Origin of the sequence: Paraliobacillus sp. X-1268, assembly GCF_003426095.1 — a bacterium.
In the GTDB taxonomy this organism is placed as follows: domain Bacteria; phylum Bacillota; class Bacilli; order Bacillales; family Amphibacillaceae; genus Paraliobacillus_A; species Paraliobacillus_A zengyii.
Window position 1 is genome coordinate 1 of record NZ_QJSK01000031.1, and the last position, 20,278, is coordinate 20,278.

Consider the following 20,278-nt stretch of genomic DNA (forward strand, 5'->3'; position numbering starts at 1 on the left):
AGCGTTCGTCCTGAGCCAAGATCAAACTCTCCATAAAATGCGAGCTTGCTGCTCAAATACTTAACTAGCTTGTTGTTTCTACTTACTTAACATACTGTGTGTTTCGTTCAGTTTTCAAAGATCAATTGTTAAATGGTGGGCCTGAGTGGACTCGAACCACCGACCTCACGCTTATCAGGCGTGCGCTCTAACCAGGCTGAGCTACAGGCCCATTTTACAATGGAGCGGGTGAAGGGAATTGAACCCTCGACATCAGCTTGGAAGGCTGAGGTTTTACCACTAAACTACACCCGCATTATTAAATATATAAATTGTCCTCATGGTCGGGAAGACAGGATTTGAACCTGCGACCCCTTGGTCCCAAACCAAGTGCTCTACCAAGCTGAGCTACTTCCCGGTTATGATGCGCCCGAGAGGAATCGAACCCCTAGCCTTTTGATCCGAAGTCAAACGCTCTATCCAATTGAGCTACGGGCGCTCGTTAAAGCGACATATTTAAATATATCACAGAGCACCTAAAACGTCAATGATTTTCTATAGTCAACTTGGTGCGGTCGAGAGGACTTGAACCTCCACGGGTTATTCACCCACTAGGCCCTCAACCTAGCGCGTCTGCCGTTCCGCCACGACCGCATATATAATTGAGACAAAAGAAACAACTATATGTGATGAGCCATGAAGGACTTGAACCTTCGACCCTCTGATTAAAAGTCAGATGCTCTACCGGCTGAGCTAATGGCTCGAATTATAAAATACCAAATTTTAATTTTCTTTGTAACAATAGAAAATCCTTCGAAAACACTTACGTTCCAAAGGTTTTAATATAGTAGAAATATTTAAGTTTGCTTTATTTAAAATGGCTGGGCTAGCTGGATTCGAACCAGCGCATGACGATACCAAAAACCGTTGCCTTACCGCTTGGCTATAGCCCATAAATAATGGCGGTCCGGACGGGACTCGAACCCGCGACCTCCTGCGTGACAGGCAGGCATTCTAACCAACTGAACTACCGGACCAATAATTTTCGCAAAGCGAAAATATTCAAAATAATAAAAGTGACCCGTACGGGAATCGAACCCGTGATACCGCCGTGAAAGGGCGGTGTCTTAACCGCTTGACCAACGGGCCTTGATAAAATATATAAAAATGGCGGAGAAGGAGGGATTTGAACCCTCGCGCCGCTTACACGACCTACACCCTTAGCAGGGGCGCCCCTTCAGCCACTTGGGTACTTCTCCAATGGCTCCACAGGTAGGACTCGAACCTACGACCGATCGGTTAACAGCCGATTGCTCTACCACTGAGCTACTGTGGAATAATTAAATGTTTTCTTTGGCGACTTTTAAAATAATACTACAATTAACACCCTATGTCAATAACATTTTTCAAAACTCTCTATTAGTCTTTTCATATACTGTCGACACTCCTTATATTCTACTAAAAAGAATAGGAAGAGGTCAAGCTTCTTATATAAAAAAGTAGGTCTGTTTTTCAAATGCTTATATAATTTAACATAAAATCTTATTACTCGTCAATCTTTTAATTAAAAAAACCGCTACAAATTTAATAACTGCTCTCATTACTAGAGCTTTACTAACTTTCCTCTGCATTTACCGCAACGATACTTCTTAACATTAAGTATTCTTTTTCTAGGATAAGGTTGTTTACATGCTATGCACTCATATAAATGTAACGGATCCTCATTCATTGTAGGTAAAGGCTGACAATGACGAGGTGATCCAGTATTCTCTAGCAAACGCTTAAATTCTATATCGCCATGCTTATATCCTCTTCCTTCTATATGTAAATGATAATGACATAACTCATGCTTAATTATACCGCAAAACTCTTCTAATCCTAATTCCTCTAAATATTTCGGATTTAATTCAATCGACCTTTTTGTTGGAAGATACCTTCCACCAGTAGTTCGTAATCTTTTATTAAAGGAAACTTTATCTATATATGGCTTTTTAAAATAAGTAAGTGACAATTCGTTGATCAATCGTTCTAATTCTATTTGTTCCATCTACTATACCCCTCATTTATCACATTCAACTTATGTCCTACATATCTTATATCATCATAACCAAACCAAGGAGAAGATCATATGCCCAATTGGTTCAAAAAACAAATGTCGGACGCCTTTCAAGAAAAAAACTTAAGACAGATAAAAATCTTAAATCAATGCTGGTTTTTTTATTTAGATAGAAGGATATCGAGATAGTCTCTCGATATCCTTCTATCTCTTAGTCTTCTTTAATCATCGTTAAAGCAATACGTTGTTTTTGCTCATCAACTTTATCGACCCAAACTGTTACTACATCACCAACAGCCGCTATATCCATTGGATGTTTAACAAACTTGTTTGACATCTTTGAAATATGAACAAGCCCATCTTGTTTAACACCAATATCCACAAACACACCGAAGTCCACTACATTGCGGACGGTACCTTGTAATTCTAAACCTGTTTTTAGATCTTCCATTGATAATACATTTTTCTTCAATAAAGGTTGTGCTAGATCATCACGCGGATCTCGTTCAGGACTACCCAATGCTTTAACAATATCCGATAAGGTTAACTTCCCTAAATCTAATTGTTCTGCAACAGCCTCAACATCAAGTTCTTCTAATTTCAGTTTTAGTTTTTCAGAACCTAAATCTTCGGTTTTACAACCAATCATTTTTAGTAAAGCTTTGGTAGCCGGATAACTCTCTGGATGAATAGGCGTACGGTCAAGAGGTTCAGTCCCATTAGAGACACGTAAAAACCCAATACTCTGTTCATACGTTTTGTTACCCAATCTTGGTATCTTTTTTAATTGCTTACGATCTGTAAATTTACCTAAAGATTCTCTTTCCTTGATCACATTGGTTGCTACGGTTTTACTTAAACCAGAAACATATTGCAATAAGGATGTCGACGCAGTATTTACATTAACCCCAACTTGGTTAACCGCAGTTTCTACCACGAATTTTAATGACTCATTCAAACTTTTTTGTGTGACATCATGTTGATACTGGCCTACCCCTATGGACTTCGGATCAATCTTAACCAATTCAGCTAAAGGATCTTGAACTCTTCTTGCAATCGACACAGCACTTCTCTCTTCCACTTTCAGGTCAGGAAATTCCTCTCTAGCCAACTTAGAAGCAGAATATACACTTGCTCCCGCCTCATTAACTATCATGTATGCTACAGAAAGATCGTGCTTACTAATTAAATCAGCAATAAATTGTTCTGTTTCCCTAGAAGCTGTACCATTTCCAATCGATATTAATTCAACATCATATCGTTTCAAATAGTCTAATACTATTTTTTCTGCACCAACTGTATCATGTTTTGGTGCAGTTGGATATATAACGTTAATATCAAATACTTTTCCAGTCTCATCAACAACTGCTAGTTTACAACCCGTACGAAAAGCAGGATCTACACCTAATATTGTTTTACCTTTAAGAGGTGGTTGTAATAAAAGGTTTTTAAGATTTTTCGAGAAAATATCAATCGCTTGTTTTTCTGCTGATTCAGATAATAAGTTGCGAATTTCTCGCTCTATTGACGGTTGAATAAGACGCTTATAACTGTCACTTATCGCTTGTTGTAAAAACGTCCGCACCGCTTCAGCTGCTTTTGTTTTTATTATTTTTCTTTCTAAATAAGCTTCAATACTTTCAATCGGTGGTAAAATACCTACCTTAATAATTCCCTCTTTTTCACCACGATTAAGCGCTAGTATACGGTGAGAGACAACAGAACGAATCGGCTCTTGGTATGCATAATACATTTCAAATACGCCTTTCTCATCCTCAGCCTTGTTCTTTACCTCTGATTGTATAATTCCTTTTTTATGTGTGCTCTCTCTTATGTATTCTCGATACACAGCATCATCAGATATCCATTCTGCAATAATATCATTAGCACCAGCAAGGACTTCTTCTACCGTTAGTAATTCATGCTCTTCTGATAAGTAAGAAGTCGCTTCTTGTTCTATGGAAATGACATCTTGTGTCCAAATTATTTCTGCTAATGGCTCTAAGCCTTTTGCCTTCGCAACGGTTGCTTTTGTTTTTCTTTTCTGTTTATATGGACGGTAAAGATCCTCTACTCGTTGTAATTGTGTTGCCTGTTCCACATCATTTTTCAGTGTATCTGTTAGTTTTCCTTGTTCATCAATTAAGCGAATTACTTCTTGCTTACGTTCAGATAAATGTACAGCATATTCCCATTTATCTTCAATTGTTTTGATTTGAACTTCATCCAATGCCCCTGTCTGCTCTTTACGATAACGAGCAATGAATGGCACAGTGTTGCCTTTTTCAAGTAATGTAATCACTTGATTAATTGAAGATGCAGCTATATCCGTTTCTTTTACTACCCAATCAATTATTTCTTTTAATGGTGCGGTGGCTTCTGTCACGTTATTTCCTCCTATCTATTCCTCTATAGTTTATCAAACTCCTATGTTTTTGCATAATAGAGATTATTGCTACTAAAAAAAGTCCTTATCCGTATCGATAAGAACTTTTTTATAAATTATATTTCATTACAATCAGCGTGGTATCATCATGTCGAATTGGATCCATCGAATGTGAGAACAAGTCCGTTATCTTTGTAACATCTTTTTCCAAAAAATACTTATATGATAAGTCTTTCGAAGTTACACCATCGGAAAACATGACAAAAACCATATTTTCAGAAAATGTTTCATGTACTACTTTCAATTGACGAGGAAAACTACCTAAATATCCATTTTGGGGAATATTTCGTTTTTTCTCTGAATCCGCAGAAATCGTCATGATCCCAATATTACCAATAGAAGAATATGTGTATGTTTTTTCAATAAAGTTAATTTTAAGCACACCTAGTACAACACCGCGCTTGCCAATTAATTCTTTATTACATAATTTAATTAGTTGCTCAACAGTTGCATAATCATTATCCTCAATAATATCCATTACAGCTTGAGATGATTCTTTTGCCTGTTCGCCACTTCCTAAACCATCTGCAAGTGCACAAATAAACTCATTTTCTGTTTCTTTAAAATAGTAGCTGTCTCCACAATAATAATTACCTTTTTTCGCCTTTTGATAAACAGATAGTTGCATATGTTCACGTTGTTTCACTAGTAATGCGCCCCTATATCTTCAGCTTGAAGTGCTTCTCTTAACTTCTTTAAAGCTTTTCTTTGGATGCGCGAAACATGCATTTGGGAAATACCAAGCGTATCTCCTGTTTCTTTTTGACTTTTGTTATCAAAGTAAGTCAATTGTAAAATCTGTTGTTCTCTTTCAGTTAAGAGGGGTAAAACCTTTTCTAGTAACATTCGCTGATCTGTTGTTTCATAGGCGTCATCTTCATTACCTACTAGATCTAAGATAGAGACAGTTCCTCCATCTGAGTCTGCCTCGATTTTTTTATCAACTGAGAGCGCTCGATAACTTTGACCCATTTCCATCGTTTCTAATATTTCTTCATCCGACACCTCTAAATAGGCAGCAATTTCTCCAACAGATGGCGAACGTTGATTGTCCGTTGTAAGTTCCTCTGTTGCTTTTTTAATCTTCGGACCAAGTTCTTTGATTCGACGTGGGACATGCACACTCCATGTTTTATCTCTTATGAATCGTTTTATTTCACCTATAATAGTAGGTATCGCAAACGATTCAAATGATTTACCTAATGTTGGATCATACCGTCTGATTGCCGCTAATAATCCGAGCATCCCTACCTGAACAAGATCTTCATGTATCATACTATTCTTTGCATATTTACGAGCGATAGAATGAACAAGATTTTGATAGGTCAAGACAATTTTTTCTTGTATTTCTTCGTCTTTTGGGTTTTCTTGAAGATGCTTTATCCATTGGTAAACCTCATCCCCACGACTATTGTGTGGTTGAGATTTGGTCGTCATCTATTCCCACCTCATTCGTATGGACATACTTTGTCATAAGCACAATTACACCATATTCATTTTTAATCTCTACTTTATCCATTAATGCATCAATCAAAAATAGACCAAACCCGCCTTCTCGCAAATTCTCAATTGCTTCCGTTTGACGATATGGTCCTATCCCGTTTTTAACTTCCGCCAGGTTAAAACTACCGCCATGATCGGCAACCATAACTTCTAAACGGTTGTCATATACACCAAATCCTACTGTTACTTCACCTTCTTCTCGCTTGCTGTATGCATGCGTTGTAGCATTTGTCATCGCTTCAGAAATCGCTACCTTTAAATCTTCAATATCTTCATATGTAAAACCCATTCTATTAGCAATGCCTGAGATACTCAAACGTACAACACCTACATATTCCGCTTTTGCAGGTACCTTCATTTCAATGAAGTCAAAATATTCCATTAGTTCCCACCCCGTACAGTCGTTTCAATTGTAATGATGCTATCTAAACTTGTAATTTCAAATAATCGACGTACCCTGTCTTGTAGTTGTAATAACTTCAATTCACTACCGTACTCCTTTGTTGACTTCAACGCACTTATGAAGACACCAAGTCCAGTACTATCCAAGTAGTCTACTTTTTCTAAATCAACGATAACCATTACGTTAGCCTTTTGGGTTAGTGGAAGTAAAGCATCCTTTAATTTAGGAGCAGTATAGGCATCAATCTCTCCAGCTAATACCAGCGTCGTAGTTAAGTCTTCCTCAACTACTTGTATATCTAGGTTAATATTCATTATTTACCTCCATCATTAATTGTCTTCACTCTTTACCCTTTCAATTAAACCGTTAAACTATTTTTCGTAGAATAATTAATGTAAAATCATCCCTTAATTGGAAGTCTTGTACACGTTCAAAGTGTTTATAGACATGTTCTACAGCTTCTTGAGCAGGCAAGTGTATGTATTCTTTGATAACATCTAGGACTTCTTCACGTTCAATAAACCGATCACCCACACGACATTCCGACACACCGTCTGTCAATAAAATAATTCGATCATCTTTTTTAATGTGACGTTCAAATTGTTGGTATTTCGATTGATCTGTTGCCCCTAACACGAGACCTCTCGCCTCTATTTCCTCAAATTCACCTTTATCTGCATGGTAATAAAAACCTGGTTCATGACCGGCAGATGCATATGAAAAAACCGCGTCTTTCGGGTTATATAAGCCATAAAACATGGTAATGAACATGCTAGGATCAACATTACGTTCTACAACTCTATTTAAATTTTCTAAAATAGCGCTCGGATTACGCTGAGATTCCGGAAAACTATCCATTGAGTACTTAATCATCGACATCGCTAGCGCTGCTGGTATTCCTTTTCCAATAACATCTGCGACCGCAATTCCTAAAGAATCATCTTTTTTATCTGTAACAAAATGATAATAATCACCATTCATTTGATTTGCTGGAACACTAATAGCTCCAATATCAAGACCCTTTGTCTGCGGCTTAATAGTAGATAATAATGTTTGTTGCATGTTAGCTGCAACCGATATTTCCGAGTTTAATTCAGACTGTTTGGCTCGGAGGCTCTGAAATTCTTGATAAGCCAAACCATAAGAAATCATAGCCTCTAACAAGAAGTTTAAAGAGTCACTGATTTCTTTCTGTAAACTTGGATATAATTCTTTTAAAGCTTCAATATGCGTATTAATAATCTCTTCTGGAGAAATATTATGTTGCATGGATAACTTACTGAATTGTTCTGCACGATAAAGAGCAGTTTCATCCTTTGTAAGTAAATATTCTTTTAGTAATTTACGATAATCTTCCATATCAAGCTTAATTGTTTCCACTTAAGCACCCCCTAAACCTTTACGTATCCACTTGGATGTACGTATTTCTGTACCTACCCCAATATCTGATACAATATCAAACTCGTCCATTAATCGTCTTACACCAGGAAGACCAGCACCTAAACCACCTGACGTGGTATATCCGTCCTGCATTACCTGACTAATATCTCTTATTCCAGGCCCTTGATCTACAGCAACAATAATCAATCCTTTTCGTTCTAAATTATTTATAATTTCAAAACAAATCTTACCGGTTCCTGCATAGAGATAAATGTTTCTTGCAAGCTCTGAGATAGCTGTTGCTATGCGTGCTTGATCAACTGTACCGAATCCTACCTCTTTAGCCTGTTCACGACCTAGTTGACGCGCTCCAACAATATCCCATTCATTTTGTATGTTAACGCAGGGTTTGAAGTCCATTCATCAGTCCTCCAGTTCCTGGCGAAGTTTAATCAAGCCTTGTTCCAAGTCCAAAGCAGTTCGCACATCTTGCAAATGAATTCCTAAATCAATTAATGTCATGGCAACTGCTGGTTGGATGCCAGTTAATACAACTCTTGCTCCCATCAAATCGGACATAGTCACGACATCTCCTAGTACCTTTGCAATAAATGAATCGATAATATCTACAGATGTTAAATCAATCACTACCCCTGTGGCACCGCTTTTGTGTATTTTATTTAGAAGATCTTCTTGAAATTGAATCGCTGTTTGGTCATCCAAATCAGTTTGAATGGAAATAAGTAAATAGTTATGCAACTTTAAAATTGGTATTCGCACGGCACTCACTCCTTTTTAAGAGACCCTAATAACTTCTCAATATTTTGTTCCGTTTCTCCGCAGTTTTCAATTTTTCTGTCAGTCAATTCCAGTGCTGTCTCAAAACCTTTTCTTAATGAACTTTTCGTTGGGAATTTGCTTAAATCAATCCCTAAATTAACAATTGTTTGGGCTATTTCTGGACGAATTCCAACTAAAATACAAGTAGATCCAATTAAACGCACTGCTTCAGATGCTTGTATGATATGGTGCGCAACCATGGTATCTACAACTGGCACGCCAGTAATATCAATTAAGACAACTTCCGAATTATGCTTAATAACACCTTCCAATAAGTTTTCCATGATTAACTTAGCTCGTTCAGTATCAATTGTCCCAATTAAAGGCATTATAGTGATATTATTCATTACTGGAATGAGTGGTGCCGATAGTTCTTGCAATGCAACACGTTGCATCGAAACCGTATGCTCCCAACTACCTGAATACTCATTAACTAATCGATTAATAATTGGATCAATCCATCTATCGACCATATCTAAAACTGTTGAAAAGTGATCGGAATCTATTTTTTCGGATTGACTAAGAATAAAGTCAATCGTTACACGACGAAACGTCTGTAGACCATCTGTTAAGTAACTTAATGGCCAGCCAAGATTAACTAATCGTTCTGAGAAGTTATCTAATTCATCCGTTAGACCGCTTTTATCAACACTAGTAAAGATTACATTTACAAATTCTCTATTTGTACTTTGAAATAATTCATCTGATATTGCAGAGGTATAGTCAGATTTACGCTTTTCTGACACTTGTTCTAGCCAATTCTTAATAATTGTATCACTGTTATCAACAACAATTGCTTGTAATCTTCTGTGCATCTTATCTCCTCCGTATTGCTATCTTTTATCTAAACAAAACTATATATATAAGTAATTTATCATTGTTTGTCTAACAGTTCCATAATAACATACTTATTTGTCGTATTTTATGCATATTTTCTAATCGTCCTTTCCCTATCCTCTTTCCTATATAAAAAAGCTCTTGTCGATTTTAGACAAGAGCTTTTTTATTCTGTTCATCTGCGTTAAAAATCTGCTAGACCTAAACTGATTTCTAATGCTTTATCAATTTTTTCCATCATGTTATTATCTAGTTGCGTTATTTTGTCTGTTAATCGCTGTTTATCTATCGTTCTAATCTGCTCTAATAAAATAACAGAGTCACGTTCAAAACCGTATTTCTTTGCATCAATTTCGACATGCGTCGGCAATTTAGCTTTTTGAATTTGTGCGGTAATGGCAGCAACGATAACCGTAGGACTAAAACGATTACCTATATTATTTTGTAGGATCAATACCGGGCGTACCCCGCCCTGCTCTGATCCAACGACAGGAGAAAGATCGGCGAAATAAACTTCGCCTCTTTTTACAATCAACTGTTTACACCCCACTCACTAAGCGCTCAAGGGTGTTTTCTGCCTCCTCTTCAGCTTGAAAAGCTTCTGAAGCAATATTTAAATTAATTTTAGCCATTTCCATATAGCCTCTTTGCATGGATTCTCGAATATGTCTTTTCTTCTTCTCTCGTAAATACGATTTAGTTGCCTGATAAATAAATTCATTCAGATCACTGTTCTCATTCTTCATTAAACGGTCCACCTCATTAAGCAGATTCTTAGGTAATCGAACAACAATTTCTTGTGCGTTCTCTGACAAAACCATACACCTCCACCACATCTACAAGCCCATTTACTTTATCCACTATCTATCATATCATTGTGCAAAGTGCTTTGCAAAGGCATTTTTTTCACTTTTTTTAATTTCTATTATCCCTTTGAACCAAATGAAGCGCCCTTACTAAGATTTAAGCTTATAAAACTTCTTTCACTTATAATAACGAGGGATACGATTACTTAACATACAAGCTACTTCATAATTAATTGTATTTAAGTTTTCAGCCATTTCATCCATCGTTATTTCTTCATCTTGCATTCTACCTATTAATGTTACTTGTGTTCCAATAGGATATGCTTGATCTAATTTAACCATACATTGATCCATACATATTTTTCCGACAATTTTCATTCGTTTTCCTGCTATTAGCACATCTGTTCCTTGTAATTTACGGCGTAATCCATCTGCATAACCTAGTGGGATCGTTCCTATCCATTCTTCCTCTGTAGCAGTATAGGTCGCACCATAACTAACTGACATGCCCGGTGAAACTTTTTTTACATGTACTAATTGCGCATGTAATGACAGTGCTGGTTTTAAGGGAATTGGCTTTTCTTCTTTAACAACTGGCGAGGGATATAACCCGTATAAACTAATACCGAAACGCACATAGTCTAACATCTCGTCCGGAAAACGCATACTAGCAGCACTATTTCCAGTGTGCATCAACACGGGATTGGACCAGTTAGATTCAACAACTGTCCGTAATGATTCCCACTTATCCTTCTGTTCTTCATAATACGTTAGACTTCCCTCATCGGCAGTTGCGAAATGTGTAAATAATCCTTGAAAATGAATTCGTGGATCGGTCATTTCTTGTAAAATATCAACTAACGCTTCCGATTTTTGTACACCAATTCTTCCCATTCCGGTATCTAATTTCAAATGGACATCTAACTGTTCTGTAAAATCTTGTTGTTTTACTTGTTTAAGCCAATCTTTTTGATAAAAAGTAAGTGTTATTTTATATTTCGCTGCCGTTTCTACGTATTCAGGTGCAACCCTGCCTAGCACAAGGATGGGAGCAGTAATACCCGATTCTCTTAATCGAATCGCTTCTTCTAGTAAAGCTACTGCTAATGCTGAAGCCCCTGCTTGAAGTGCTGTTTTACCAACTTCCACATCTCCATGTCCATATCCATTTGCTTTTACAACTGCATAGACTTTTGTTGTAGGAGAGAGGCGTTTTTTGATTTGCTTCACATTATAGCGAATCGCCCCTAAATCAACATCTATCCAAGCAGCGCGGTATGATAATTGTGTCATGTCCAACTTCTCCTTTTATGTCTTTATTATTTACCTCCCGCTTTTCTGTGTCAACTATGATTTAAAAGAAATATGGAAGCCTTTATCATCAGCTCCGTTAAAAAAATAAAAGCAGAGCCTTACAAAAAGGTATCTGCTTCATTTCTATTAATTTTAATGAACGATTATTTTGTTGCTTGAGCGGTTATAGATGTCGCCACTTCAGTCATCTCTTCTTTCGTTAATGCCTCACTAGCCAAATAATAATCGACACCTTGATAGCTCCATTCTAATGCTGATGCAGTCTGTGCTGCGATGGTAAACCCTAAACTAACTGGATCTCCATTCACCATTTCAGGTTGCATCACAGATGTCTGATATACTTCTGGTTTCTCTTGAACTAGTGTGAAATCTTTATCACCTTGATAGGATAACATGACTCGCTTACCATTCTCTGTATCGACCTCTGTTGTTTCGGTTAATTCACTTCCTAATAATTCCGTTGGATATAAAACAGTTAAATCTTGATCCATATTTTCAACATCCGCGCTTACAGGTATTCCAAATAGACTGCTTGTCATATTATTTTCCATTTCAAACATATCATCAGGAAATTCAGGATCTAATTCGAAATTTGTAAACTCGACTTCGACTAATGCTTTTCGATCTTGATCTAACACTTTTACCATTACAGGTGTGTACGTTTTTTTATCGAAATAAATTTCTTGATACGGTAACGTACTATTATTTTGATAATTCGTTTTCGTCTCAAACACATAATAATTTTCAGTCGTCTTAAATACGGCATCCCCATCATTTAATATATCGGTTACAAGTGATTGATATAAATAGGGCTGACTGCTATTGGATGGCCAATCGCTTTGAAATTTAAAACTTTTGTTTAATGCAGGTGTCAACACAAATACACCATCATCATTTTTTAAAATAATTTGACTACCTTCTTCATCTTGGTCATTTTTTAGCAAAACACGATAATAGGCTTTCTTTTTATGCGCAATTTCAATCTCATAACTTTGCTCTTTCTCACCTGTTTGAAGACGCATGCTCGCTTGTGTCTGGTAGCCACTCATTTCTTCTAGACTCTCTTCTAATTTCGTCATCACATCTTCTTTTGACTTTTCTCCACAGGCAACTAACAACAGCATCGACACAAGTATGATTCCAACGCTGATACTTTTTTTCATGGTCACAGCTCCTTCGGCTCAAATCCAAGGACAAAAGGAATGACCGTACCACATTAAGAAAATGCACGAAACACGAAAGGAATTCCTTCGATTACATCTGTCGCAAGTAAATCATACGTACTATGGCTATCTTCCACAAGTAAATCAGCTGACTTCCCATGAATATAACAACTATTGGACAATGCTTCAGAAATAGTCTGATCTTGCATTATCATTGCCAAAATAATTCCGGATAAACAATCTCCGCTTCCACCTTTGGCAAGTCCTTGATTACCAGTTGTGTTTACCCATTGGTTACCAGACGGATCCGTTACGATCGAATATGTCCCCTTAAGAACGAGATGCAAGTGATATTTCTCAGCAAACTCTTTAGCGACCTTAAAAGGTGCAGCAACTACCTCAGCTATTGAACAATTCAGTAACATTGCCATTTCCCCTGGATGTGGAGTTAAGATTGTCGGGTAAGAGCGACTTTGCAAAATAGTCAAATCATCTTGGATGTGAGAAAGACCATCGGCGTCAACTAACACAGGGACCTTTGCTTCCCTTAAAACCTGTTTAGTAAATTCGCAGGTAGCTTTTTCTCTTCCCATTCCCATACCAATTGCAATCACGTCATAGTTACTGTCTTTTATTACATTCTCAGCACCAATCCAACCACCTTCAGCAGTTAAATCAATAAAGGTTGCTTCTGCACACTGTGATGCAATAGATGGGATTGCATCTTTCTTTGTCCCAATTGTTAGTAAACCTGTTCCTGCACGCAATGCAGCTTTTGCTGTCATCGTAACCGAACCAGGCATCAATCTACTTCCTCCTATGATCAGCCCTTTCCCGTGGCTTCCTTTATGAGCAAATCGATCCCTTTTAGGCAAAGTAGCTTTAACATCACATTGATCCCATGTACGTCTTTCTTGAACTTGTTCGAATGCATCAACCGGTAAACCAATTGATATGACTTCCCATTCACCATAATAAGAAGCATAGCCTGTAACGAAAGCACTTAACTTTGGTGCCTCAATTACACACGTATAATCTGCCTTAATTGCGACTTCAAAATCCAGATCATTCTCTGAAGGAACACCACTTGGAATATCAACCGATATGATCAGGTTTTGAGATGCATTTACTGAGGTTATTATTTCATTGTATGGATAACGCGTTTTACCATTCACACCAATACCAAGCATTGCGTCAACGATGACATCTGCCTCAGCAATCAATGTGTGGCTAGCCATAGAATAAGGATGAACAATGCCACTATATTGTTCGAAAACATTCTTATGGTATAGCGCGTCCCCTTTTATTTGATCATTAGTAACTAGTTGAATAACTTCGATCAAGTAGCCTTGATTAAATAATGTTCGAGCAATAACAAAACCATCTCCTCCATTATTTCCACTACCAACTAGAACTATTATTTTACTGCTTTTACTAGTATGTTTTTTTACCTTTTCAGCTATTGATCGTCCTGCGTTTTCCATCAGAATACACCCGTGTAATCCCTTTTCTTCCATCGCAATTCGGTCAACTTCGTACATTTCTTTTGCGGTAACGATCTTCAACTTATTCCCTCCTACCCGCACTAAAATATATGAGACAGCTTAGCCATTTATGCAAACTTGTCCAATTCTACTCTTGTATACTTTGCTCAATTACGACTTGAGCAATTGCATAAGTGTCACTATGTGATAGTGATAAGAAGACAATATTAGATGCGGTTGACTGTGAGATAATAAACGGAGCTCCTAACTCGTTTCTTCTAATTTCAATATCCTGAAAACCTAAACGGCCGATTCCTATACCTAGCGCTTTTGAGAATGCTTCTTTAGCAGCAAACCTTCCAGCTAAAAATTCAACTTTCCTTTTTTTAGTACGACATAATTCCCATTGCCCTTTTTCATTTGGCGTCAAACATTTATCTATAAAACGCGGTTGTCGTTCCATCATTACCTTTATTCTTTCTAAATCAACTATATCGACCCCTATACCCAAAATCATCTTCTATCATTCCTTTGCATATTGTATTGTTAGTATAACGGAATTCATCACATATTTACTAGAGGTTTTGATTGTGTATTCTTCTTTAGATGGTATATGATAGAAATGACGCACAAATGATAAAGGAGTATGACTATGTTTTTTCGTTCCGAAACATTTAAAGACTTTATAAGATTTTATCCAACTGTAACTATTATTATAGGCATCCAACTATTCGTTTGGCTCAATACTTTCTTCTCCACTCCACTAGGAGATTGGATTTTTTCATGGGGAATTGGTTGGAATGCAGCAATCGAAGCAGAACAATACTGGCGTTTTCTTACACCTATTTTCATTCATGACCCAAGCAGTATCATGCATATTTTATTTAACTCTTTCTCACTTGTTTTATTTGGTCCAGCACTAGAACAAATGTTAGGTAAATCGAAATTTATTTTTGTTTATTTATTTGCTGGAGTTGTTGGTAATATTTTTACCTATTTAGCTGAACCTGGATTAAACTATATGCATTATGGGGCATCTGGTGCTGTATACGGGTTAATTGGTTTGTACATTTACATGGCATTCTCGCGTAAAGATTTAATCGATCCGTCTAGTAGACAAATTGTTATTACCATTGGTGTGATTGGTCTAATTATGACATTTCTTCGACCAGGCATTAATATTTATGCGCATCTATTTGGCTTCATTGGTGGTTTGGCTTTAGGACCACTTGTATTAACAAAAGCAAAAACATTTACCTATCAGCAAATACGTAGACGAAAACCAAAAGGTGATTCTGTTTCATTTGATCCTAATCGTTGGAATAAGAAACGTTTTTCTCCGAATAAGAACGTAGGAGCGATCATTTGGGGAGTCATTATTGTACTTATTGTATTGGGAGTTATAGGTGGGTTATTTTAATTAAACCTATAATTAAATAAGCAAAAAGCCAACATGAAATTCATCATGTTGGCTTTTATATTATCCGCGTTTATTTGAGCCGCGTTTGTTTTGGAACTTACGGTTACCACCAGCACTAGCGCCACTTGGTTTACCTTTGCGAGATGAGTTGCGTTTATCTCCACCACGATAGCTATTACCGCCTTTTCCACCTTTTCCTTTGACACTTACTGGTTGAACAGATGTCAATGTAACAGGTGCTTGACGACGCTCTTTCGTCATCAATTTAAGCGCTGCTGCGATTACTGTAACAGAATCATTTTCTTCTAATAACGCTGCTGCAGTTTCACGATAATCTTGGATATTCTCTTTCTGAATCGTTGTTTCTAATTTTTCTTTTGTTAATTCTTGTTGACCACGACGAGCTTCATCAGAAGATGGCACTTGCATGCGTTTCATCTTACTCTTCGTAACCTTTTCAATTAAATGAAGGTGTGGCACTTCTCTTGGCGTAATAAATGAAATTGCTTCTCCACCTTTACCAGCTCTACCAGTACGCCCAATACGGTGTACATAGCTTTCTGGATCTTGTGGCACGTCAAAGTTATATACGTGTGTAACACCAGAGATATCTAATCCACGAGCAGCAACATCAGTTGCAACTAGAATTTCAATACGTCCGCTCTTAAATTTATTTAAAACTGACATACGTTTTCCTTGTGTTAAATCACCATGAATTCCCTCAGAACTGAAACCACGTGCTTGAAGTCCTTCTGTTACCTCATCCACTCTTTTTTTCGTACGACCAAAAATAATTGCCAATTCTGGTACGTGGATATCAAGAAGATTAGTTAACGTATCGAACTTTTGTCTTTCATTTACTTCAACAAAAAACTGATCAATATTTGAAACAGTCATTTCTTTTGTTTTCACTCTTACTTCTTCAGGATTCTTCATCAATGTAGAAGCAATATTTCTAATTTCTTTTGGCATTGTTGCTGAGAACAATAATGTTTGACGATCTTCTGGAATAGCTTTTAGAATATCACGGATATCCTCAATGAAACCCATGTTAAGCATTTCATCAGCTTCATCTAAAACAGCTGTATGCACATTTTTAATGTTAATCGTCTTACGTCGAATATGGTCTAATAGACGACCAGGTGTTGCTACAACAATATGCGGGCCGTCTTTTAATCCACGGATTTGGCGATCCATCTGTTGACCACCATAAATAGGAAGTGTGCGTACACCTTTAAATTTGGCTAAACGATGAATTTCTTCAGATACTTGAATTGCTAATTCTCTTGTAGGTGCAACGATTAATCCCTGAATCTTTCTTTCATCTACAGAAATTTTCTCGATCATCGGAATACCGAATGCAGCTGTTTTACCTGTTCCAGTTTGGGCTTGTCCGATCACGTCTTTCCCTTCTAAACCCAATGGAATAGTTTGTTCCTGAATTGGTGTTGCTTCTTCAAATCCCATTTGTTTAAGGGACTTCATAATTGGTTGAGATATACCTAGTGATTCAAATGTTGTCAATTTCTTTTCAAACTCCTTCTTTTTTGATCTCATATTTAGCACGTTATACACGTTAACAAGTTTTTTCGTATGTTAAGACGTTTCATCATGTGTAATTTTTAAATTTAATATGGTAACAATGGCTGCTTACCAGGTTATTGAAAACAACTTTAAAAGACAGACCCTTTTATATAGAACCGAATTCTTTGCTTTTATAATGAACAAAAGTAAAAATATAAGTCTAAAGCATCTTAATTCATTAGACGTTACAGTTGAAAGGGGTGCTTTCAATCAATGAATCATTAACGTGAAAAAAGCCTTCTTCCGCACTCGTGGGAATGGGCTTATTAGCGAGCACTCAATGGATTACTACATCTTACCATACTCTTCCCACTAATTCTACCTATAAACATGAGGATTTTCAATCATTTGCGCCATATATAAAAAAATCGTCTAAAAAAAATGATTAAATCATCTTTGAAAATTTTGGCTTATCCTTTGTAAATGTATTGCTATCGTAGAGTTCTTTTTATTTTTTGAATGAAGCCGACAAATTATACGTGATTCTACATTATCTTTACTAAGTTTATATATAAACAAAAAAATTCCCCCAAATCAGTTAAGTTGGGGGACAACTTTGTCTTTTTTTCTAAAAAATTTACAAACAGCTTTACTTAAGATATCTTTATCTTCACCTAAGCAAATTAAGTGCTTGGAATCAAAATAATAAATCACTTCTATTTCACTTGGAATTTCTTTATCTAGGTATTGGGTAGTCGTATATGGTACCACTCCGTCTTGAATGCCTTGTGCTACTAAAACAGGACAGGTGACGCTTTGTAAAAACGGCTTCGTAAACTTCATACATTTTACAAATTCAATATAAGCACGAAATGGTATGGCACCCTTTTTATGGTGATACTGTTGATACAAAAAATTATTCTCTAATTCACCAATCAGTTTATCTCTAATAAACTGACTGATATCAATAGTCAGTTGCTTCATATTCAAGTATTTACGTGATGGTGAAAGCAAGACTAATTTCGTCACATCATATTTGGCTGCAAGGTATGCTGCAATCATACCTCCCATTGAAAAGCCTACCAAGTATACACTATCTACTTTTTGCCTCAACTCAATAAGCGCTTCTTCAGCCTTTTCTATCCAATCTTGATAGCTTACTTTTTCTAAAGCTAATTCCTTACCATGACCAGGTAACGTTGGCACTTCAATATACCAATCCGTTTGACTTCGTAAATGATCAGCTAATGGTTCTATTTCATATGCTCCCCCGGTGAAACCATGAATACATAAACAACCAATCACTACTTATCCCTCTTCTCTATAAAATTGCCATTGCTATACTTTACCCTGAGTCAGAGGTTATCATTCCTCAAAAGTTGAAATCCATATAAAATGGGTAGGAGCTTACTTTATTCCTTTCATAAAGGAACCTATCCCCTTTATTATCGGTGAAACCTGCTGATACGTATTAGCCATCTGACCAACAGTATTTAACATTTTATCAAGATCCATTTGCCCGTCCTTATCTTGAAACATATGCATAAAACCCTTGGCTTGTTGACTATTTGTATCAGTAAACGAGTTTGATTCTGAATACCATTCAATCGGTTGGGCTGGCTTTGCAAAATACTGATAAGGTGAAATGTTTTGTGGTTGTTGAGGTGTTTGCACGTATGTTGTAGGTGATGGATAGTTTGCTTGCTGCTGTATCGTTTGATAGAATTGGAATGGTTGATTATAATACTTACCAGCATTTTGTCGATATAAAAACGGAGATGGTTTTCTTATAGGCATGTGAACAAACCCTTTCTTAAAAGTTATTTCATTACTATCATATGCCCATACCATTAATTCGTTCTATTATGCATAACGGCGTAATACATCCATTAATTTGTTCTTCTGAAATCCTAAGATCTTATTGTTATTAATAATTGCAACTGGTGTAGCGTATATTTTCTGTTCTTGCAACTCTTTCATGTAAGACTTGTTCTCTGTAACATTCTTTTGCTCAAAAGGCACATCTAGTTCTTCTAATAAATGAATCATTTCATTAGATTCTTTACAATCATTACTTACATATACCCGAATATTTTTCTCACCCATTTTTGCTCCTCCTTATTTTGTGCAATTCATGATGTTAACTTCTATGACAATATATGATTCCAGATACCTAAGAATTGAAACTTCTCTGTAATATGATAAAGGGACTTTTTTACTACTTTTTTACTACTTTTTTAAGGTTACTGTAATAGTTACCCTTTAATCTGATGATTAAACTTTATTTTAATATTTTTTCTATAATAATTAGTTAAGTCTTTATGAATATAACCAATAGATTGTATCATTTGTTTGTTTCACTTTATGAAAACCTGATTTTTCAAGAACTCTTTTAGAGGCAATATTATCTGGATCTGATGTTGCTACTACTTGCTCTACTCCTGATTGTACAACTCCCCAATTGACCATTGCATTAGCCATCTCGGTTGCATATCCTTTTCTTCGTTGACTAGGAATTACACTGTAACCCAAGTCGATAATACCCTTTTCATTTGGACCACCTTTAAAGCCGATGTCACCAATTATAAGTTGTTTATCTTTAAGGATCACCATACCTTCCCAATCATTCACAGCAGGTGATTCTTTGAATTGTTGTATTTTATAAGGAAAAAACTGTTTGTAAACATCCATTGGCCACTCAGAAGATACATCATATGAAATTGCTTTTTCTAATTTGTCCCTACCTAATAATGCCGCTTCCATAATCTCCGGTGTTAATGTAATAATCAGTAATCTCTTCGTTTCAATATGTGGCATGATAAGTTCCCCCTAAACTCTAATAAACTCTCTTCTAATTATATTATATAGAGAATTATTTAACAAAAAGTTCCCTTGATTTTCTTGTTAATTTTGTTGCTTACTTATCGATTTCATTATTCCCTTTTTAAAACAATCTAAATAAAAAGAGGCTGGGACAAAACTCAGATAAACAATAAAAAGAGGCTGGGACAAAACCCAGATAAACAATAAAAAGTTGCACCTTTCCAAATTTATGGTTGGAGGGTGCAACTTTTTTATAAAATTGAAACAATTTAAGTAAGTAAAAAAGGATACCTTCTGATA

The 20,278-nt window shown here is 36.4% G+C and carries 23 protein-coding genes and 11 tRNA genes; 2 read left to right on the plus strand and 32 right to left on the minus strand.

Annotated features, from left to right (window positions below):
* Nucleotides 1-133 precede the first annotated feature (133 nt).
* The 12 genes from D2K62_RS17705 to D2K62_RS17760 all read right to left on the minus strand — a co-directional run bounded on the left by D2K62_RS17705 (nucleotide 134) and on the right by D2K62_RS17760 (nucleotide 2,026).
* Nucleotides 134-211, minus strand: a tRNA-Ile gene (locus D2K62_RS17705).
* Between the two features lie 9 nt (nucleotides 212-220).
* A tRNA-Gly gene (locus D2K62_RS17710) sits at nucleotides 221-294 on the minus strand.
* A gap of 26 nt (nucleotides 295-320) precedes the next feature.
* Nucleotides 321-397, minus strand: a tRNA-Pro gene (locus D2K62_RS17715).
* Nucleotides 398-404: 7 nt separating this feature from the next.
* A tRNA-Arg gene (locus D2K62_RS17720) sits at nucleotides 405-478 on the minus strand.
* Nucleotides 479-546: 68 nt separating this feature from the next.
* Nucleotides 547-633, minus strand: a tRNA-Leu gene (locus D2K62_RS17725).
* 36 nt (nucleotides 634-669) lie between these two features.
* Nucleotides 670-742, minus strand: a tRNA-Lys gene (locus tag D2K62_RS17730).
* Nucleotides 743-857: 115 nt separating this feature from the next.
* A tRNA-Gln gene (locus tag D2K62_RS17735) sits at nucleotides 858-932 on the minus strand.
* A 7-nt stretch (nucleotides 933-939) separates the two neighbouring features.
* Nucleotides 940-1,016, minus strand: a tRNA-Asp gene (locus D2K62_RS17740).
* A gap of 40 nt (nucleotides 1,017-1,056) precedes the next feature.
* A tRNA-Glu gene (locus D2K62_RS17745) sits at nucleotides 1,057-1,128 on the minus strand.
* Nucleotides 1,129-1,147: 19 nt separating this feature from the next.
* Nucleotides 1,148-1,238: transfer RNA gene (locus tag D2K62_RS17750), tRNA-Ser, on the minus strand.
* A 2-nt stretch (nucleotides 1,239-1,240) separates the two neighbouring features.
* A tRNA-Asn gene (locus D2K62_RS17755) sits at nucleotides 1,241-1,315 on the minus strand.
* 267 nt (nucleotides 1,316-1,582) lie between these two features.
* Nucleotides 1,583-2,026: a SprT family protein gene (locus D2K62_RS17760; RefSeq protein ID WP_112179737.1), complete on the minus strand. Its 444-nt coding sequence runs from the start codon at nucleotides 2,024-2,026 to the stop codon at nucleotides 1,583-1,585.
* 81 nt (nucleotides 2,027-2,107) lie between these two features.
* Between D2K62_RS17760 and cmpA the strand changes: the two genes are divergently transcribed.
* Nucleotides 2,108-2,224 carry a cortex morphogenetic protein CmpA gene (cmpA, locus tag D2K62_RS17765; RefSeq protein WP_112179736.1) on the plus strand — a complete coding sequence of 39 codons (117 nt, stop codon included), beginning with the start codon at nucleotides 2,108-2,110 and terminating at the stop codon, nucleotides 2,222-2,224.
* Nucleotides 2,225-2,246: 22 nt separating this feature from the next.
* Here the strand turns inward: cmpA and D2K62_RS17770 are convergent, their stop codons facing one another.
* The 15 genes from D2K62_RS17770 to acpS form a co-directional block, all read right to left on the minus strand.
* A complete protein-coding gene (locus D2K62_RS17770) occupies nucleotides 2,247-4,421 on the minus strand; it encodes a Tex family protein (protein ID WP_112179735.1) in 2,175 nt (724 codons plus the stop codon).
* A 109-nt stretch (nucleotides 4,422-4,530) separates the two neighbouring features.
* Nucleotides 4,531-5,127, minus strand: a complete 597-nt coding sequence (locus D2K62_RS17775) for a SpoIIE family protein phosphatase (protein WP_112179734.1) — start codon at nucleotides 5,125-5,127, stop codon at nucleotides 4,531-4,533.
* Nucleotides 5,127-5,918, minus strand: a complete 792-nt coding sequence (gene sigB / locus D2K62_RS17780) for an RNA polymerase sigma factor SigB (protein WP_112179733.1) — start codon at nucleotides 5,916-5,918, stop codon at nucleotides 5,127-5,129. Before sigB ends, D2K62_RS17775 begins: the two co-directional genes overlap by 1 nt.
* Nucleotides 5,890-6,366 (minus strand): anti-sigma B factor RsbW, encoded by a 477-nt coding sequence (rsbW, locus tag D2K62_RS17785; RefSeq protein ID WP_112179732.1) that lies wholly within the window; start codon nucleotides 6,364-6,366, stop codon nucleotides 5,890-5,892. The genes sigB and rsbW overlap by 29 nt, the downstream gene beginning before the upstream one ends.
* Entirely contained in the window at nucleotides 6,366-6,701 is a 336-nt protein-coding gene (locus tag D2K62_RS17790) for an STAS domain-containing protein (protein ID WP_112179731.1), read from the minus strand. Before D2K62_RS17790 ends, rsbW begins: the two co-directional genes overlap by 1 nt.
* A gap of 52 nt (nucleotides 6,702-6,753) precedes the next feature.
* Complete coding sequence (locus D2K62_RS17795; protein ID WP_112179730.1) at nucleotides 6,754-7,767, minus strand: PP2C family protein-serine/threonine phosphatase; 1,014 nt, start codon at nucleotides 7,765-7,767, stop codon at nucleotides 6,754-6,756.
* Nucleotides 7,768-8,187 carry an anti-sigma regulatory factor gene (locus D2K62_RS17800; protein WP_112179729.1) on the minus strand — a complete coding sequence of 140 codons (420 nt, stop codon included), beginning with the start codon at nucleotides 8,185-8,187 and terminating at the stop codon, nucleotides 7,768-7,770.
* Between the two features lie 3 nt (nucleotides 8,188-8,190).
* Nucleotides 8,191-8,547, minus strand: coding sequence for an STAS domain-containing protein (locus D2K62_RS17805; RefSeq protein ID WP_112179728.1), 357 nt, complete (start codon nucleotides 8,545-8,547; stop codon nucleotides 8,191-8,193).
* Between the two features lie 5 nt (nucleotides 8,548-8,552).
* Nucleotides 8,553-9,422, minus strand: coding sequence for an RsbT co-antagonist protein RsbRA (locus tag D2K62_RS17810; protein WP_112179727.1), 870 nt, complete (start codon nucleotides 9,420-9,422; stop codon nucleotides 8,553-8,555).
* A 206-nt stretch (nucleotides 9,423-9,628) separates the two neighbouring features.
* Nucleotides 9,629-9,979, minus strand: coding sequence for a type II toxin-antitoxin system PemK/MazF family toxin (locus tag D2K62_RS17815; protein WP_112182627.1), 351 nt, complete (start codon nucleotides 9,977-9,979; stop codon nucleotides 9,629-9,631).
* Between the two features lie 4 nt (nucleotides 9,980-9,983).
* Nucleotides 9,984-10,265 (minus strand): CopG family ribbon-helix-helix protein, encoded by a 282-nt coding sequence (locus tag D2K62_RS17820; RefSeq protein ID WP_112179726.1) that lies wholly within the window; start codon nucleotides 10,263-10,265, stop codon nucleotides 9,984-9,986.
* Between the two features lie 162 nt (nucleotides 10,266-10,427).
* A complete protein-coding gene (alr, locus tag D2K62_RS17825; RefSeq protein ID WP_112179725.1) occupies nucleotides 10,428-11,543 on the minus strand; it encodes an alanine racemase in 1,116 nt (371 codons plus the stop codon).
* 164 nt (nucleotides 11,544-11,707) lie between these two features.
* On the minus strand, nucleotides 11,708-12,727 hold the full coding sequence (locus tag D2K62_RS17830) for a LolA family protein (RefSeq protein WP_112179724.1): 1,020 nt from the start codon (nucleotides 12,725-12,727) through the stop codon (nucleotides 11,708-11,710).
* 53 nt (nucleotides 12,728-12,780) lie between these two features.
* Nucleotides 12,781-14,292, minus strand: a complete 1,512-nt coding sequence (locus tag D2K62_RS17835; protein WP_112179723.1) for an NAD(P)H-hydrate dehydratase — start codon at nucleotides 14,290-14,292, stop codon at nucleotides 12,781-12,783.
* Between the two features lie 67 nt (nucleotides 14,293-14,359).
* Complete coding sequence (gene acpS / locus D2K62_RS17840) at nucleotides 14,360-14,728, minus strand: holo-ACP synthase (RefSeq protein ID WP_112179722.1); 369 nt, start codon at nucleotides 14,726-14,728, stop codon at nucleotides 14,360-14,362.
* Nucleotides 14,729-14,863: 135 nt separating this feature from the next.
* On the opposite strand from acpS, the gene D2K62_RS17845 reads away from it, so the two are divergent.
* A complete protein-coding gene (locus D2K62_RS17845) occupies nucleotides 14,864-15,631 on the plus strand; it encodes a rhomboid family intramembrane serine protease (protein ID WP_112179721.1) in 768 nt (255 codons plus the stop codon).
* Between the two features lie 60 nt (nucleotides 15,632-15,691).
* Here the strand turns inward: D2K62_RS17845 and cshA are convergent, their stop codons facing one another.
* The 5 genes from cshA to D2K62_RS17870 all read right to left on the minus strand — a co-directional run bounded on the left by cshA (nucleotide 15,692) and on the right by D2K62_RS17870 (nucleotide 19,972).
* A complete protein-coding gene (gene cshA / locus D2K62_RS17850; RefSeq protein ID WP_112179720.1) occupies nucleotides 15,692-17,155 on the minus strand; it encodes a degradosome RNA helicase CshA in 1,464 nt (487 codons plus the stop codon).
* A gap of 594 nt (nucleotides 17,156-17,749) precedes the next feature.
* Nucleotides 17,750-18,460: an alpha/beta hydrolase gene (locus tag D2K62_RS17855; RefSeq protein WP_112179719.1), complete on the minus strand. Its 711-nt coding sequence runs from the start codon at nucleotides 18,458-18,460 to the stop codon at nucleotides 17,750-17,752.
* Between the two features lie 102 nt (nucleotides 18,461-18,562).
* Complete coding sequence (locus D2K62_RS17860) at nucleotides 18,563-18,952, minus strand: YppG family protein (protein ID WP_157967362.1); 390 nt, start codon at nucleotides 18,950-18,952, stop codon at nucleotides 18,563-18,565.
* A gap of 66 nt (nucleotides 18,953-19,018) precedes the next feature.
* Nucleotides 19,019-19,261: a glutaredoxin domain-containing protein gene (locus D2K62_RS17865; protein WP_112179717.1), complete on the minus strand. Its 243-nt coding sequence runs from the start codon at nucleotides 19,259-19,261 to the stop codon at nucleotides 19,019-19,021.
* Nucleotides 19,262-19,474: 213 nt separating this feature from the next.
* Complete coding sequence (locus tag D2K62_RS17870) at nucleotides 19,475-19,972, minus strand: GNAT family N-acetyltransferase (RefSeq protein WP_112179716.1); 498 nt, start codon at nucleotides 19,970-19,972, stop codon at nucleotides 19,475-19,477.
* Nucleotides 19,973-20,278: the final 306 nt, after the last annotated feature.